Below are 13,367 nucleotides of genomic sequence, written 5' to 3'. Positions count from 1 at the left end.
GTCGAACACGTACTTGGGATTGAGGCGCGAGTCCACCCGGCTCGGCGCGGGACGGGAGATCTCCGACGGTGCCGAGATGACGTCGTGCTGCACGTAGGGAGAGGAGCTCTCGGGGGCCTCGTCGAGGGCGTGCCCGAGCTCGAGCTCGGGGTTCACGACGATCTTGAACGCGGTGATCTCCACAGCGTTCTCCACAATCGCCTCGGTCACCGGGATGCGGAGCCGCTGCTCGATCATGTCGCGCGTGAGGTCGTTCGGGACGTCGAGGTAGAGGACGGATCCCATGGTCCCCTGGGGCTCGACCAGATCGAGGAACCCCCGGACAGAGGGGGGTATGCGCGGGTCGTGCGCGAGCGTCGCGAGGACTGCGGCCCAGAGCTGGTGGGCGTCGCCACCATCGCTCATGCGCCGGCTCCGTCCCGTGGGGTGCGTGGGTCTCTCCACACCGTTGTCCACAGGTGGAGAACTCGGTGGGTGGTCTCCGTGAGGCGGCGATCTCGCACGCCCTCCCGGAGGCTGCACTGAGTCTGCACGCATAGCGCACTGCTTGCAAGTCGCATCAGAATGAGGGCGGCGTGGCGCACGACACGGTTCGAGCCTCGGTTGACCCTTGCGCTCGGTGTCGCGTATGATCGCCAGGTTGCCTGCTGCAGGCACGACGACTTCCGGCCCACCGGCCGACACCCATGGAGACATTCTCATGAGCAAGCGCACGTTCCAGCCGAACAACCGCCGCCGCGCCAAGAAGCACGGCTTCCGCCTCCGCATGCGTACGCGTGCGGGCCGCGCCATCCTGGGCGCTCGCCGCCGCAAGGGGCGCACCGAGCTCTCCGCCTGAGCCACGGTGCTGCCGAAGCCGAACCGCGTCGTGCACGCGGCGGACTTCCGGCGCATCGTCCGCACGGGTCGGAGGTTCACCTCCCCCACCGCGGTGCTCCACGTCACCGAAGCCGAAGCAGGCGTCAGCCGCTTCGGCTTCGTCGTGTCCAAGAAGGTGGGCAACGCGGTCGTGCGCAACCGCGTCCGCAGGCGCATGTCGGAGTTCGTCCGCCTGCAGCTGCCCCTGGATCCGCCCGTCGACGTCGTCGTACGGGCGCTTCCTGCTGCCGGCATAGCCGACTACGGTACGCTCGCGCATGCATTCGAACCATTGCTGAGGTCACGATGAGCGCGTTCGTGCTGATCCCGCGCAACGTGTGCATCGCGATCCTGGTCGCGTATCGCACGGTGGTGTCGCCGCTCTATGGCGACGTCTGCCGGTACTACCCGAGCTGCTCGTCGTACACGCTGCAGGCGATCCAGCAGCACGGGGCGGTGCGAGGCATCTGGATGGGTGCGCGTCGCATCATCCGCTGCCACCCGTGGGCGGCGGGCGGGGTCGACGACATCCCCAGCCCACGGCGCACGATGACCACGACGCGACTCGGCTTCGTCTCCGGAGCCGCATGATGACCGAGAAGAAGAGGAATCGCTGATGCCCGACATCGTCGGCTTGCTGATGTGGCCCATCAAGTGGGTCCTGGAGGCCATCCTGGCCGGCGCCCACTGGGTGCTCGAGTCCCTCGGGATGGATCCGTTCTCGGGTCTCGTCTGGGTGCTGTCCATCGCATCGCTCACCCTCGTGGTGCGTACGGCGATGATCCCGCTCACCGTGCGGCAGATCCACTCGTCGCGGAAGGCCCTCGAGGTCGCGCCCGAGATCAAGAAGATCCAGGACAAGTACCGCGGCAAGAAGGACCAGTTCTCTCGCGAGGCGATGCAGCGCGAGACGATGGAGGCCTATCGCAAGGCCGGCACCAACCCGTTCGCGTCGTGCCTCCCGCTGCTGATCCAGATGCCGATCTTCTTCGGCCTCGTCACGGTGCTCACCGAGGCGAACCGCGGCAACGCCGGCGTGGGCTTCATGGTGACGTCGCTCGCCGACCAGTTCCGCGCCGCGTCGCTGTTCGACCTCGTGCCGCTGAACATGACGATGCAGCACGGCTTCGAGCAGGGCAACGTGCCGGTGATCATCACCGCCGTGCTCATGACGCTCATCATGTGCGCCACGCAGTTCTACACGCAGCTGCAGATCATGTCGAAGAACCAGACTCCGCAGATGAAGGAGTCCCCGATGTACAAGCAGCAGCGCATCCTGCTGTACATCATCCCGGTCTTCCTGCTCATCTCGGCGTGGGCCTTCCCCCTCGCGACGATGTTCTACTGGCTCGTCTCGAACCTCTTCACGCTCGTGCAGCAGCTCATCATCATCAACCGCCTGCCGAACCCCGGCTCGGATGCGGCGCTCGCTCGCGAGGCGCGCCTGGCCCGCAAGCGTCAGCGCATGGGCCTCGAGCCCGAGGAGACGGACGCTCCCGCCGAGGAGTCCGCTCCCGTCATCGTGAACACGCAGCGGCAGCAGCCGAAGCGCAAGACGACGAAGTCGCAGCGCGAGGGAGGCGGCAAGTGACCGACGACCAGCAGCCCACGAACGAGACCGTGGCGGACGCCGAGGTCGACGGTGCGGCGCAGCAGGACGAGGGCTCGACCGTCGAGATCGAGGACGGCGCGACGGACGACGGCGCGACCGACGAGGACGAGCTCGACGAGGGCGAGATCGCGGCCGACTACCTCGAGGCCCTGCTCGACATCGCCGACGTCGATGGCGACATCGAGATCGAGGAGACCGGCACGCGCACGACGCTCAAGGTCGGCGAGGCCGGCGACGAGTCGCTGGCCGCGCTGTCGGCTCCGGATGTGGTCGCCGCACTGCAGGACCTGACGCGCCTGGCCGTGCAGTCGCAGACGGGCGAGTTCTCTCGCGTCGTGCTCGACGTCGCCGGCAGCCAGGACGCACGCACGGTCGAGCTGCGCGTGCTCGTCGAGCGTGCCGCCGCGGCGATCGCCGCCGGTGACGACCGCTACGCCCTCCCCGCGATGTCCTCCTACGAGCGCAAGCTCGTGCACGACCTCGTGGCCGAGGCCGGCCTGCACTCGGAGTCCGAGGGCGAGGGACGCGACCGCCATGCGGTCGTCGTGCCTCGGTGACGACGTACGAGGCCGAGCCGGCGGCCGCTGCCGCGATGTTCGGCGAGCGGATCGAGCTGGCCAGGTCGTACACGGCGTCGCTCGCGGAGCATGGCGAGACGCTCGGGCTCATCGGGCCCCGTGAGCTGGATCAACTCTGGAGTCGACACATCCTCAACTCTGCGGTGATGGCTCCCCTGCTGCACCGCGACGCCCTCGTCGCCGACGTCGGTTCGGGAGCCGGCCTTCCCGGCCTCGTCCTCGCGATCGCGCGACCCGACGTGTCGATGGCCCTCATCGAGCCCATGGAGCGCCGGTGCGAGTGGTTGCGGTCCGAGTCGGATCGCCTGGGGCTCGACAACGTCGAGGTCGTGCGCGCTCGCGCCGAGGAGGTGCACGGTACCCGCGCCTTCCACCAGGTCACCGCTCGTGCGGTGTCGGCGCTGCGCACGCTCGTGCCGTGGACGGCGCCGCTCGTGGCCGACGGCGGCGAGCTCGTGCTGCTGAAGGGCGCCCGCGTGCACGAGGAGATCGACGCCGCCGAGAAGGCGATGCGTCGGCTGAAGGTCGGCACCCCCGAGGTGCTCGAGCTCGATGCCGGCGACGGCGAGATCACGCGAGTCCTCCGGGCGGTCGTGCGAGGGTAGGTGCTGCGGGCGCATGGGTGCTCGCCGCTCGTGCGGCAACGACTCCTCCCTGTACAGGGTCGTCTTCGCTGCATCTGGTGTTCTCTCCGTCCTGGGCGGCACCTTCGGGGTCGACGCGAGACAGCCCGTGCGCGGATCCTTGGCCCCCGCTCGAGACTCCACGTCCGTCGAGCAGGGCCTCCAGTGCCGTGCATGCGCGTGAGCACGTGCGTCAGGAAGCAATGAGAGCGTCGACGCCGGCATGTCGCCGGACGGATTCCGGGGTCCCAGGAACCTCATCGACGCCGTCGCGGAGTACGTCGGCGTCGGTGTCGAGGGTGGGGCCATGGGATCGTGCGCGATCGAGGCTCGTCCGCCGCACCCGAGGTCGCTGCGCGCGTTCGCGCACTGCGGGTGCCTGGTCCGCGGTCGACGCAGTCAGGCCGGCGTCGAGATGCGATCCCCTACCGTGATCTGGGCCGTGCGAGGAAGGGTCGCCCGGCGCGCGGCGCAGAGACATTCGAAGGGCCATGCGGCATCGAGGTTTACCGTCGTCGAATGCGCGTGCCTGCGGGACGCGACGAAGGCGCCGTCGAGGTCGTTCCCAGCGGCGATCCATCGTGACCATCGGTGATGTTCCACATGAAACACGTCAGTGGGTGTTCGACCCCTGGTGCGCGCGGGCTCGCCCACCGGACGGAGAGGCCACGAGTTCCCATGGATGCAGTCTCCTCGATCCTGTCCGGCCGTCATCGGTTCAGACGAACGACGTGCTCGCTGGAACGACGTGGCTGCGAGGAACGGCGTCGGCCCGCTGCTCGTCGCCGGTTCGCGGAGGACGATCGCGTCTCGCACGCGAGACACGTACGAGCAGCACACCGGACGACGTGCTCGGCCCCCAAGGCGACCGTCCGTGGTCACGTTTCACGTGGAACACGGCTCGAGCTGCGTCCATCGCGCCGTCGGGCGGGGGATCTGCGAGACGTCAGGCTGCGCGAGCAGGACGCAATGATGACGACCTGCCGTCTCCGGTGCGGGTCTCGCTCCATGATTCACGTGGAACGCGAGGCTGACAGATGGCGAGACTGCGCGCAGGCGTGCTCATGACCTCGGCGCACTCCGTCCGGCGGCGGGCCGTCGCGCCCAGATTCATGTGGAAGGCACTCTCTCCGTGACTGTTCTGTGCGTCGAGCGTGTCCGGTATCGATCACACTGTCGTAAGGCGTCCCGGCGAGGGCGGCAGGCCACGTGCATCACTGCTGGCGAGCTGGTGGCGAATGGCGAACGACGATCGTTCAGACGTTGGCGGTTCAGCCAACGCTGGCTAGCAATGTTTCACGTGAAACGCAGGCTGCATTGCGGGGCCCACTGGGGGCTCGCGGCGCAGGTGCAGCGCAGCCCACAGCCACCTTCACCGCAGAAGGACCCGGCGAGGGATACCCTCCCGCGAGCACGGTGGCAGGGGCGGTCACGGGTTGCATGTTTCACGTGAAACGGTCAGTCCGTCGCCGTCGAGCGCGCGAGACGCCGTGCAGCGCTGTGGTGATGTCTGCGTCGCGTGCATGACACCGCTTGGCGCAGTGACCCCGAGGAGTGGCCGAACCGACGGAGCTCCGGGACGTCACCGTGACCTTGCGATGATCGAGGCAGCCTGAGCGACGAGTCGGATCGATGTCGAGTCCAGTGCGGCGTGGCGGCAAGCCGGACTGCGCGCCGCCCGCGAGGCCGGCGCACTGCAGCCAGACCGGCGGTGCCATCGACGCAGCCCGTGCCTCGAGACGGGGCAACCACGCCGTGCGGTCCGGCGACCTCTCGTTGGAGACCAGGGGGCGCGCAGAGGACCCCGATGCATCCGCATGCAGGCATCCCATGGAGCCGAGTACACGCGCGTCCGCATGAGGACCCGCGTCTCTGCACGCGGATGCTCGGGCGACGGCCCACGCGGTCGCGCGTCGACGGCGATTGACACCTGCCGCCACATGAGCGGCGCACGCCATCGCGCACGATGCGCGGATCGTGCACTTCCGTAGACCGGCTAGCGACCTGTGGACAAGTGTGGACAACCTGGGCAATCCGCGCAGGTCGGGCGTGTCGCACGAGTGTCCCGGTGGCCCGACTTCCCAGTGCTGGCGCGGCAGAACGGGGCTTCCGACATGGGAGACGGGCACAGGATCGCTCTCCACGCACGTCGCTGCGTTGTCCACAGGTCCTGAGCGAGGCGGCGCGGATCGACGCGCCGCGCGAGTTGGCGCGCGCGTGCTGCATGGCCCAAGATGACTACGGGACAACGGACGCGCATGTGATGTTTCACGTGAAACACGGCCGAGAGAGGACGGGCTTCCGTGCAGACAGGTCGATTCGAGACCACGCCGATCGCCCGCGAGATGGCGGATCTGGCGAAGCGTCGAACCGCACTGGCGAAGGCCGAGCATCCGCTGCCGACGACGACCCGTGTGATCGCGGTCGTGAACCAGAAGGGTGGCGTCGGCAAGACGACGTCGGCCGTCAACATCGCGGCCGCGCTCGTGCGCGCCGGCGCCCGCGCGCTCGTGCTCGACCTCGATCCGCAGGGCAACGCCTCCACGGCGCTCGGCATCCCGCACCACGCGGACACCACCAGCACCTACGACGTGCTCGTGGAGGAGATCCCCCTGGCCGATGCGGTGCAGCAGAGCACCGACTCCGAGGGACTCCAGGCGGCCCCCTCCACGATCCACCTGGCAGGTGCCGATCTCGAGCTCGCGCCACTCGATCGACGGGAGTTCCGCCTCCGCACGGCGCTGCAGCAGTACCTGGACGCTCAGGACGAGCCGGTGCACTACGTGTTCATCGACTGCCCGCCGTCGCTCGGCCTGCTCACCATCAACGCCTTCGCCGCTGCGACCGAGGTGCTCCTGCCGATCCAGTGCGAGTACTACGCGCTCGAGGGCGTCACCCAGCTGCTCGACACCATCGAGCGCATCAAGGCGCACGTGAATCCTGCGCTCGCGCTCTCGACGGTGCTGCTGACCATGTACGACGGCCGCACGCTGCTCTCGAGGCAGGTCGTCGACGAGGTGCGGACGCACTTCGGCGACGTCGCGCTGCAGACCATCATCCCGAGGACGGTGCGCATCTCCGAGGCCCCGGGCTTCGGGCAGACCGTCCTCGCCTACGATCCCAACTCTCCAGGGGCGCTCGCATACCGCGAGGCCGCAGCGGAGATCGCGCAGCGAGGAGCACCATGAGCAAGCGCACCGGGCTCGGTCGAGGCATCGGCGCCCTGATCCCCTCGGCGCCGGCCCAGCCGGCGACCGACGACGCGACGTCGGCACCCCGCGACCGGCCGGTCGACGTGTTCTTCCCCGCGGCGAAGACGGCAGACGGCACCGAGCTGGCCGCCGTGCCCGGCGCGCGCCTGGCAGAGCTGTCGCTCGACGCGATCGTGCCGAACCACGTGCAGCCGCGCGACGTGTTCGACGAGGACGACCTCAGCGAGCTCGAGCACTCCATCCGCGAGTTCGGCGTCCTCCAGCCCATCGTCGTGCGACCGCTCGCAGGCTCGACCGACCGCTTCGAGCTCATCATGGGAGAGCGGCGCTGGCGTGCGTCGCGTCGTGCGGGGCGCACCACCGTGCCAGCCCTCATCAAGGACACGCCCGACGACGAGATGCTGCGCGACGCGCTGCTCGAGAACCTGCACCGAGCCGACCTCAATCCGCTCGAGGAGGCCTCCGCCTACCAGCAGCTGCTGTCGGACTTCTCGATCACGCAGGACGAGCTGTCGCGCCGCATCGGTCGCAGCCGACCGCAGATCTCGAACACCATCCGCCTCCTGCGGCTGCCCGAGTCGATCCAGACGCGCGTCGCCTCCGGCGTCCTGAGCGCGGGCCACGCTCGCGCGATCCTCTCCGTCGACGACGAGGACGGCATGACGCGCCTCGCGGACCGCATCGTCAATGAGGAATTGTCAGTACGTGCCGCCGAGCATGCCGCGAGCCTCGCACAGGTGCGCGTGCCGCGGCGGACGCCGCAGCGCGGCGGCGTGCAGCGGGGACTCGACGAGGTCGCCGAGCGTCTCACGGATCGCCTGGACACCCGCGTGCGGGTGAGCCTCGGGCGCACGAAGGGCCAGATCGTCGTCGACTTCGCGACCGTCGCCGACCTCAACCGCATCCTCGCCGCGTTGGGGGAGCAGCCCTTCGGCGACGCCGTGAGCCTCGCCGACTAGCCAGCGCGTCCGCAGCACGACGAAGGGCCCCGGGGTGCACCCGGGGTCCTTCGCACGCCTCAGGGGCGCGTGTGGATCAGAGGAAGGCTGCGAGGTCCGCCTCGAGGGCGGCCTTCGGCTTGGCGCCGATGAGCTCCTTCTTGACCTCGCCGCCGACGAACACCTTCATCGCGGGGATGGAGGTGATGCCGTAGCGCATCGCGAGGTCGGGGTTCTCGTCGACGTTGACCTTCACGACGTCGAGCTTCTCGGTCTCTCCGTCGATCTGCTCGAGGATGGGGCCGACGGCGCGGCACGGGCCGCACCACTCCGCCCAGAAGTCGACGAGGATCGGCTTGTCTGCCTCGAGCACGTCGGACTGGAACGAGTCGGTCGTGACGTTCTTCATGGGTTCCTCCTTGTCAGGCCGAGACTGCCGCGGGCAGCTCGGCGAGGTAGTGCTGGGCGTCGAGCGCCGCGACGGTGCCCGAGCCGGCGGCCGTGATGGCCTGTCGGTACGTGGGGTCGATGACGTCGCCGGCGGCGAAGACGCCGGGGACGTTCGTGCGAGACGAGCGGCCGTCGACCGCGATGGTGCCCTCGGTCGTGAGGTCGAGCTTGCCGTGCACGAGGTGCGTGCGCGGGTCGGAGCCGATCGCCACGAAGAGGCCGTCGATCGGGAGCGTGCGCTCCTCGCCCGTGACGGTGTCGCGCAGCAGCACGCCGTCGACCGCCGACTCGCCGAGGACGTCGACCACGGCCGCGTTCGTCAGGAACGAGATCTTCGGGTCTGCCTTGGCACGGTCGAGCATCGCGGCGCTCGCGCGGAACGTCTCGGAGCGGTGCACGATCGTGACGGACTCGGCGAACTTCGTGAGGAAGGTCGCCTCCTCCATCGCCGAGTCGCCGCCGCCGACGACGACGAGGTGCTTCCCCTTGAAGAAGAAGCCGTCGCACGTCGCGCACCACGAGACGCCGTGGCCGGACAGGCGGTCCTCGCCGGGGAGGCCCAGGCGACGGTACGCGGATCCGGTCGCGAAGATGACGGTGCGGGCCTCGAGGACCTCGCCACCGACGTGGACGCGCTTGACGGGACCATCGAGCTCGAGCTCGGTGACGTCGTCCAGCCGCACGTCGGCGCCGAAGCGCTCGGCCTGCTGCTGCATGTTGAACATGAGGTCGGGACCCATGACGCCCTCGGGGAAGCCCGGGAAGTTGTCGACCTCGGTCGTCGTCATGAGGTCTCCGCCGGCCTCCACGCTCGACGCGAGCACCACGGGTGCGAGGTTCGCGCGAGCGGCGTAGATCGCCGCGGTGTAGCCGGCGGGGCCGGAGCCGATGATGATGACGTCGTGCACGGATGCCTTTCGCTGGGCGCCACGGTGGCGCTCACTGCTGGTCAACCGATGCTAGCCCCGCGCCATTCCCTCCACGGGCAGTGCCTGGAGCACGTCGCCGGTGGTCGCATCCAGCACGGAGATGGCGTCGGTCGAGAGGGGTTCGGAGCCGACGACGCGAGGGTTCGCGACCCGCGAGCGCGTCCGCCGATCCCACGAGTCGACGACCGTGCCCGTGGCGCCGTCGACGAAGACGACGGCGGGGTGCGCGTAGGCCATGGGGGAGGACTCGTTCGACGACCACCAGCCCTGGAAGGCGAGCGGACGCTCGGGGGCGCCGAGCGACGGCTGCACCGGTCCACGGCGCACGAGCACGGACTGCGCGACGACGGCGCCGATGCCGGCGGCGACGCCGACGATGACGGGTGCGACGAGCCGTGCGAGCGGATGCGGCATGGCGCCTCCTCTGGTCAGTCCTGACGCGGGGTCGCGTCGTCGACCACGCTACGTCGCCGGCCTGTGAAGCGCGACAGGACGAGGTCGAGGGTTGCGCGGAAGTCCGGATTGCGCGTCACGAGCAGCAGGCCGAAGTAGACGACCGCCATGGCGGCGCCCGCGAGCGTCGCCGTGAGCAGCGCGGGCACGGTCGCGCTCGTGGCGAAGCCCCCCTCGACGAAGCCGCCCATGCCCCACACGATCGCGAGCCCGGGGATGGCGGCGACGACGGCGAACAGCAGGTACTGGAGGTGGCGGCGCAGGATCAGGCGGATGCCGAACGCGCCGATCTTGCGACGCACGAGCCAGATCCAGACCGTGCAGGACACGAGGTTGGCGATCGTCACGGCGAGCGAGGCTCCCGCGACGATCCAGAGCCCTGGGAGCAGGGTGCACGCCCACAGCAGGGCGAAGGTCACGAGCATGCCGAACAGCGCGTACAGGAAGGGCGTGCGGGTGTCCTCGAGCGCGAAGTAGACGCGCTGCAGCACGTACTCGGCGCTGAACGCCGTCAGGCCGATGAGCATGGCCCACAGCACGAACGACGACTGCAGCATCGCCTCGAACGAGTCGTCGAAGTAGCGCCAGAAGGGCACGGCGACGACGGCGAGCACGACGGCGCTGATGGTCGTCAGCATGCCGACGCCGCGCAGCGCCGAGCTCACGTCCGTGCGGATGCCGCCGAGGTCGCCGCGGGACGCGTGGTGGGACATGCGCGTGAAGTACGCGATGGCGATCGACACCGCGATGATCGAGTGCGGCAGCGAGAACACGAACCACGCGTTCTGCATCGTGAAGAGGTTGGCGCCGTCCGGGTCGGCCATCGTGACGACGCGGGACTGCACGAGTCCCTTGATCTGGCCGATGATGACGACGCCGAAGAGCCATCCCGCGCGCTGGCCAGTGGCGCGCAGGCCCACGCCGCGCCACCCGAAGTCGAGGCGGAACGTCATCCCCGTCCTGCGGAAGAGCAGCACGAGCACGAGCGCCTGCACGGCGACGCCGACCGTGGTGGCGATGCCGAGCATCGCGACGCGGTCCGGGGTCCACGCCGCCGGATCGGTCGTGCGGTTGCCGACGAGCAGCAGCACGAGCAGGAGCCCGGCGATCGAGACGACGTTGTTGGCGACGGGCGCCCACGTGTACGGGCCGAACTGCCCTCGAGCGTTGAAGATCTCGCCGAGCAGCGTGTAGAGCGCGTAGAAGAAGATCTGCGGCAGGCACCAGTACGCGAGGGCGATCGCGAGGGCCATCTGCTCGGACGTGAAGCCCTCGCCGTCGTTGCTCGTCGCGTACAGGTTCACGAGGAGCGGCGCCGCGAGGGTCGCGACGAGCGCGAGCAGCAGGAAGATCGTGCCGCCGAGCGTCAGCAGCTTCCGCACGAACGCCTGCCCGCCGTCGTCGCCGAGGCTCGCCCGCACGATCGCGGGGACGAGCACGGCGGACATGACGCCGCCGGCGACGAGGATGTAGACGTTGTTCGGCAGCTGGTTCGCGAGGCCGAACGCCGCCGCGGCCTGCGAGCCGGTGTTGCCGATGACGACGGCGAGCAGGCCGGCCTTCGCGAATCCGAGCACGCGCGAGACGGCGGTGCCTGCGGCGAGCACGGCGCTCGAGCGCTGCACGCTCGCGCCGGGCACGGTCGTCGCGGCCCCCTCGGTCGATGCTTCGCTCATGCAGGTGCTCCCGGGTCGGTCGTGGTCGCGGTCGCGCGTCTCGCGTCGGAGCCGGCGGCGGCTGCGATCTGCTCCGTCGCGGGGTCGATGTCGCCGCGCGCCTCGCCCGAGCGACGCTTGCGGATGGAGCGCACGATGCCGAAGCCGAGCAGCAGCGCCGCGGCGAGCGCGACGACGACGAGCAGGATCGTCTCGAAGGCGGGCTGCGCGTTGATGCGCAGCGAGGCGCTGTCGAGGGCGACGCCGTCGGGCGTGCGCACGTCGAGCCGCACGATGCCGCTGCCGGCGGCGACGACGTCGACGGGCATGGGCACGCGGATGCGCTCGCTCGCGGGGACGACGACCTCGATCGGCTCCTCGGGAAGGGTGACGGCGTTCGTGCCCGTGCGGGCCGAGAGCAGCACCGTCACGTCGACGTCGAGCGCGTTCTCGAGGGTGACCTGCAGCTCGGCGGGGCTCCCGAGGAGCGCGGTCTCGCCGCCCTCCACGATGCTCACGGGGGCGCGCAGGGGCGCGACGAGCTCGACGAATCGCGCGACGGCGGCATCGTCGTCCGCACGCGACGTCGCGGCGATCGCGGCGAGCAGCTGCAGGCGCACGGGCGCGACGAGCGTCGTGGGATCTGCGAGCGTCGTGGCGACGGACTCGGTGATCGCCGCGGCGTCGACGAGCGCCGCGACGCGGTCGGCGGCGTCGGTGCCGGCCTGGGACGCCTCGGAGGGCACGAGCACGCCGTCGCGCGCGGGCTCGGCGAGCGCCGTGTCGATGCCCGTCTGCTCGAGCCAGGCCACGGATGCCACGGCCTCCTGCAGCGCGAGGGCCGCGGCCGGGTCGGCGTCGTCGGGCAGGGCGGCGACGAGCGTGCGCTGCAGCGCCGGAGCCTCGCGCGTGATGGTCGCGAGGAGCGCGACGACGCGGGCGACCCCGTCGCGCGACTCGGTGCCTCCGGCCGCCACGGCGTCGCGCACGAGCGACTGCAGCTCGGCGTCGGCGGCGAGCACCGAGGCGCCGCCGACCGTGACATGCGCGTCGGGCGTCTCGCGATCGAGCGTCTCGTCGAGGTCGTCGGTGTCGACGATGACCGTCGCGCCGGATGCGAGGGTCGACAGCAGCGCGGCGTCGAGCGCGGAGCCCGTCGCGTCGACGACGGGGGCGATGGTCGTGGGGACCTCGGCGAGGGAGGCGGGGAGGATCGTGCCGTCGGCCGCGGGGATTCCGGCGATGCTCGGCACGGCGACGCCCGAGCGGGCGACGACGACGGGATCGGCGCCGCCGTAGGGCAGCGCGAACGTCTGCGGCAGCCCGCGCGCGGCCTCGAGCCAGGCGACGGCGGCGTCGGGCGCGTCGTCGCCGAGCGCGGCGATGCTCGCCGGGACGATGGGGTCGATGCCGAGCGCCGCGCCGGCCTGGCCGACGGCGAGCTGCTCGGCGAGCGTGCCGCCCTCGGTCACCGCCGCCTCGAGCTCGTCGGCGGAGAGCAGGCCCGTGTCGGTCTCGGGCGTCGTCGTCGACATGGCGAGCGCGAGACGCGTGGGCCCGCCGGCGGGCAGGTCGCGCGTGACGAGGGATCGGATGCGGTCGTCGACGCCCTCGACGTCGGCGGCGAGCAGCATCGCGCCGCTCGTCGCCGCCGACCACGGCAGGTCGGCGACGGGCACGGTGACCTGGACGCTCGAGGATCCGGCGGGGATCGTGGCGGTCGCGACGCGGGCGAGCGCAGGGGAGCCGCTCGCGTCGAGCCATTGCGTCAGCGAGCTGCGCGTCGCGACGGCGCGGGCGCCGACGAGCACCGCGACGTCGAGATCCTCCGTCGCCTCGGTGCCGACGCTCACCTCGACGGCGAGGTCCTGGTCGGCGGCGAGGACGGGGTCGATCGCGGCGATCGCGGGATCCGGATCCTCGGCCGCGACGGCCTGCGGCGTCGGCACGAGGGCCATGGCGCCGAGCGCGCCGATCGTGGCGATCGTCATCGCCAGTGCGCGCCGCACGCGCCCACCCGCCGCGAGCATGGCGACAGTCTACGAGCGCGATGCTGCAG

Annotated in this window: 13 protein-coding genes and 1 pseudogene; 8 read left to right on the top strand and 6 right to left on the bottom strand. The window is 70.5% G+C overall.

What is annotated here, in order from left to right; genetic code table 11:
* Positions 1-405: pseudogene (locus ABD249_RS15355) on the bottom strand (chromosomal replication initiator protein DnaA); the annotation flags it as partial.
* 295 nt (positions 406-700) lie between these two features.
* On the opposite strand from ABD249_RS15355, the gene rpmH reads away from it, so the two are divergent.
* The 8 genes from rpmH (at position 701) to ABD249_RS15315 (ending at position 7,842) form a co-directional block, all read left to right on the top strand.
* On the top strand, positions 701-838 hold the full coding sequence (rpmH, locus tag ABD249_RS15350) for a 50S ribosomal protein L34 (RefSeq protein ID WP_344344917.1): 138 nt from the start codon (positions 701-703) through the stop codon (positions 836-838).
* A gap of 6 nt (positions 839-844) precedes the next feature.
* Positions 845-1,168, top strand: coding sequence for a ribonuclease P protein component (gene rnpA, locus ABD249_RS15345; protein WP_344344916.1), 324 nt, complete (start codon positions 845-847; stop codon positions 1,166-1,168).
* A complete protein-coding gene (gene yidD / locus ABD249_RS15340; protein ID WP_344344915.1) occupies positions 1,165-1,449 on the top strand; it encodes a membrane protein insertion efficiency factor YidD in 285 nt (94 codons plus the stop codon). Before rnpA ends, yidD begins: the two co-directional genes overlap by 4 nt.
* Positions 1,450-1,474: 25 nt before the next feature.
* The gene (gene yidC / locus ABD249_RS15335) at positions 1,475-2,449 is read left to right on the top strand and encodes a membrane protein insertase YidC (protein WP_344344914.1); all 975 of its coding nucleotides are present in this window, start codon (positions 1,475-1,477) and stop codon (positions 2,447-2,449) included.
* Positions 2,446-3,027, top strand: a complete 582-nt coding sequence (locus tag ABD249_RS15330; protein WP_344344913.1) for a R3H domain-containing nucleic acid-binding protein — start codon at positions 2,446-2,448, stop codon at positions 3,025-3,027. The genes yidC and ABD249_RS15330 overlap by 4 nt, the downstream gene beginning before the upstream one ends.
* Positions 3,024-3,653, top strand: coding sequence for a 16S rRNA (guanine(527)-N(7))-methyltransferase RsmG (gene rsmG, locus ABD249_RS15325; RefSeq protein ID WP_344344912.1), 630 nt, complete (start codon positions 3,024-3,026; stop codon positions 3,651-3,653). The genes ABD249_RS15330 and rsmG overlap by 4 nt, the downstream gene beginning before the upstream one ends.
* A 2,363-nt stretch (positions 3,654-6,016) precedes the next feature.
* On the top strand, positions 6,017-6,859 hold the full coding sequence (locus ABD249_RS15320) for a ParA family protein (protein WP_344345135.1): 843 nt from the start codon (positions 6,017-6,019) through the stop codon (positions 6,857-6,859).
* Positions 6,856-7,842 carry a ParB/RepB/Spo0J family partition protein gene (locus ABD249_RS15315; RefSeq protein ID WP_344344911.1) on the top strand — a complete coding sequence of 329 codons (987 nt, stop codon included), beginning with the start codon at positions 6,856-6,858 and terminating at the stop codon, positions 7,840-7,842. Before ABD249_RS15320 ends, ABD249_RS15315 begins: the two co-directional genes overlap by 4 nt.
* Before the next feature lie 76 nt (positions 7,843-7,918).
* Here ABD249_RS15315 and trxA read toward each other — a convergent pair whose 3' ends face one another.
* From trxA to ABD249_RS15290, 5 genes are read right to left on the bottom strand one after another with little or no spacing between them, the layout of a single operon-like run.
* Complete coding sequence (gene trxA, locus ABD249_RS15310) at positions 7,919-8,230, bottom strand: thioredoxin (protein ID WP_344344910.1); 312 nt, start codon at positions 8,228-8,230, stop codon at positions 7,919-7,921.
* Positions 8,231-8,243: 13 nt separating this feature from the next.
* Entirely contained in the window at positions 8,244-9,179 is a 936-nt protein-coding gene (gene trxB / locus ABD249_RS15305) for a thioredoxin-disulfide reductase (protein ID WP_344344909.1), read from the bottom strand.
* Positions 9,180-9,230: 51 nt separating this feature from the next.
* A complete protein-coding gene (locus tag ABD249_RS15300) occupies positions 9,231-9,614 on the bottom strand; it encodes a hypothetical protein (RefSeq protein WP_344344908.1) in 384 nt (127 codons plus the stop codon).
* Between the two features lie 14 nt (positions 9,615-9,628).
* Positions 9,629-11,329, bottom strand: coding sequence for a murein biosynthesis integral membrane protein MurJ (gene murJ / locus ABD249_RS15295; protein WP_344344907.1), 1,701 nt, complete (start codon positions 11,327-11,329; stop codon positions 9,629-9,631).
* Positions 11,326-13,338: a DUF6049 family protein gene (locus tag ABD249_RS15290; protein ID WP_344344906.1), complete on the bottom strand. Its 2,013-nt coding sequence runs from the start codon at positions 13,336-13,338 to the stop codon at positions 11,326-11,328. The genes murJ and ABD249_RS15290 overlap by 4 nt, the downstream gene beginning before the upstream one ends.
* Positions 13,339-13,367: the final 29 nt, after the last annotated feature.

The organism is Agrococcus versicolor, assembly GCF_039531815.1.
In the GTDB taxonomy this organism is placed as follows: Bacteria; Actinomycetota; Actinomycetes; order Actinomycetales; family Microbacteriaceae; genus Agrococcus; species Agrococcus versicolor.
The sequence above is the reverse complement of the archived record's forward strand: the minus strand, read 5'-3'. Positions and strand labels throughout refer to the sequence as shown.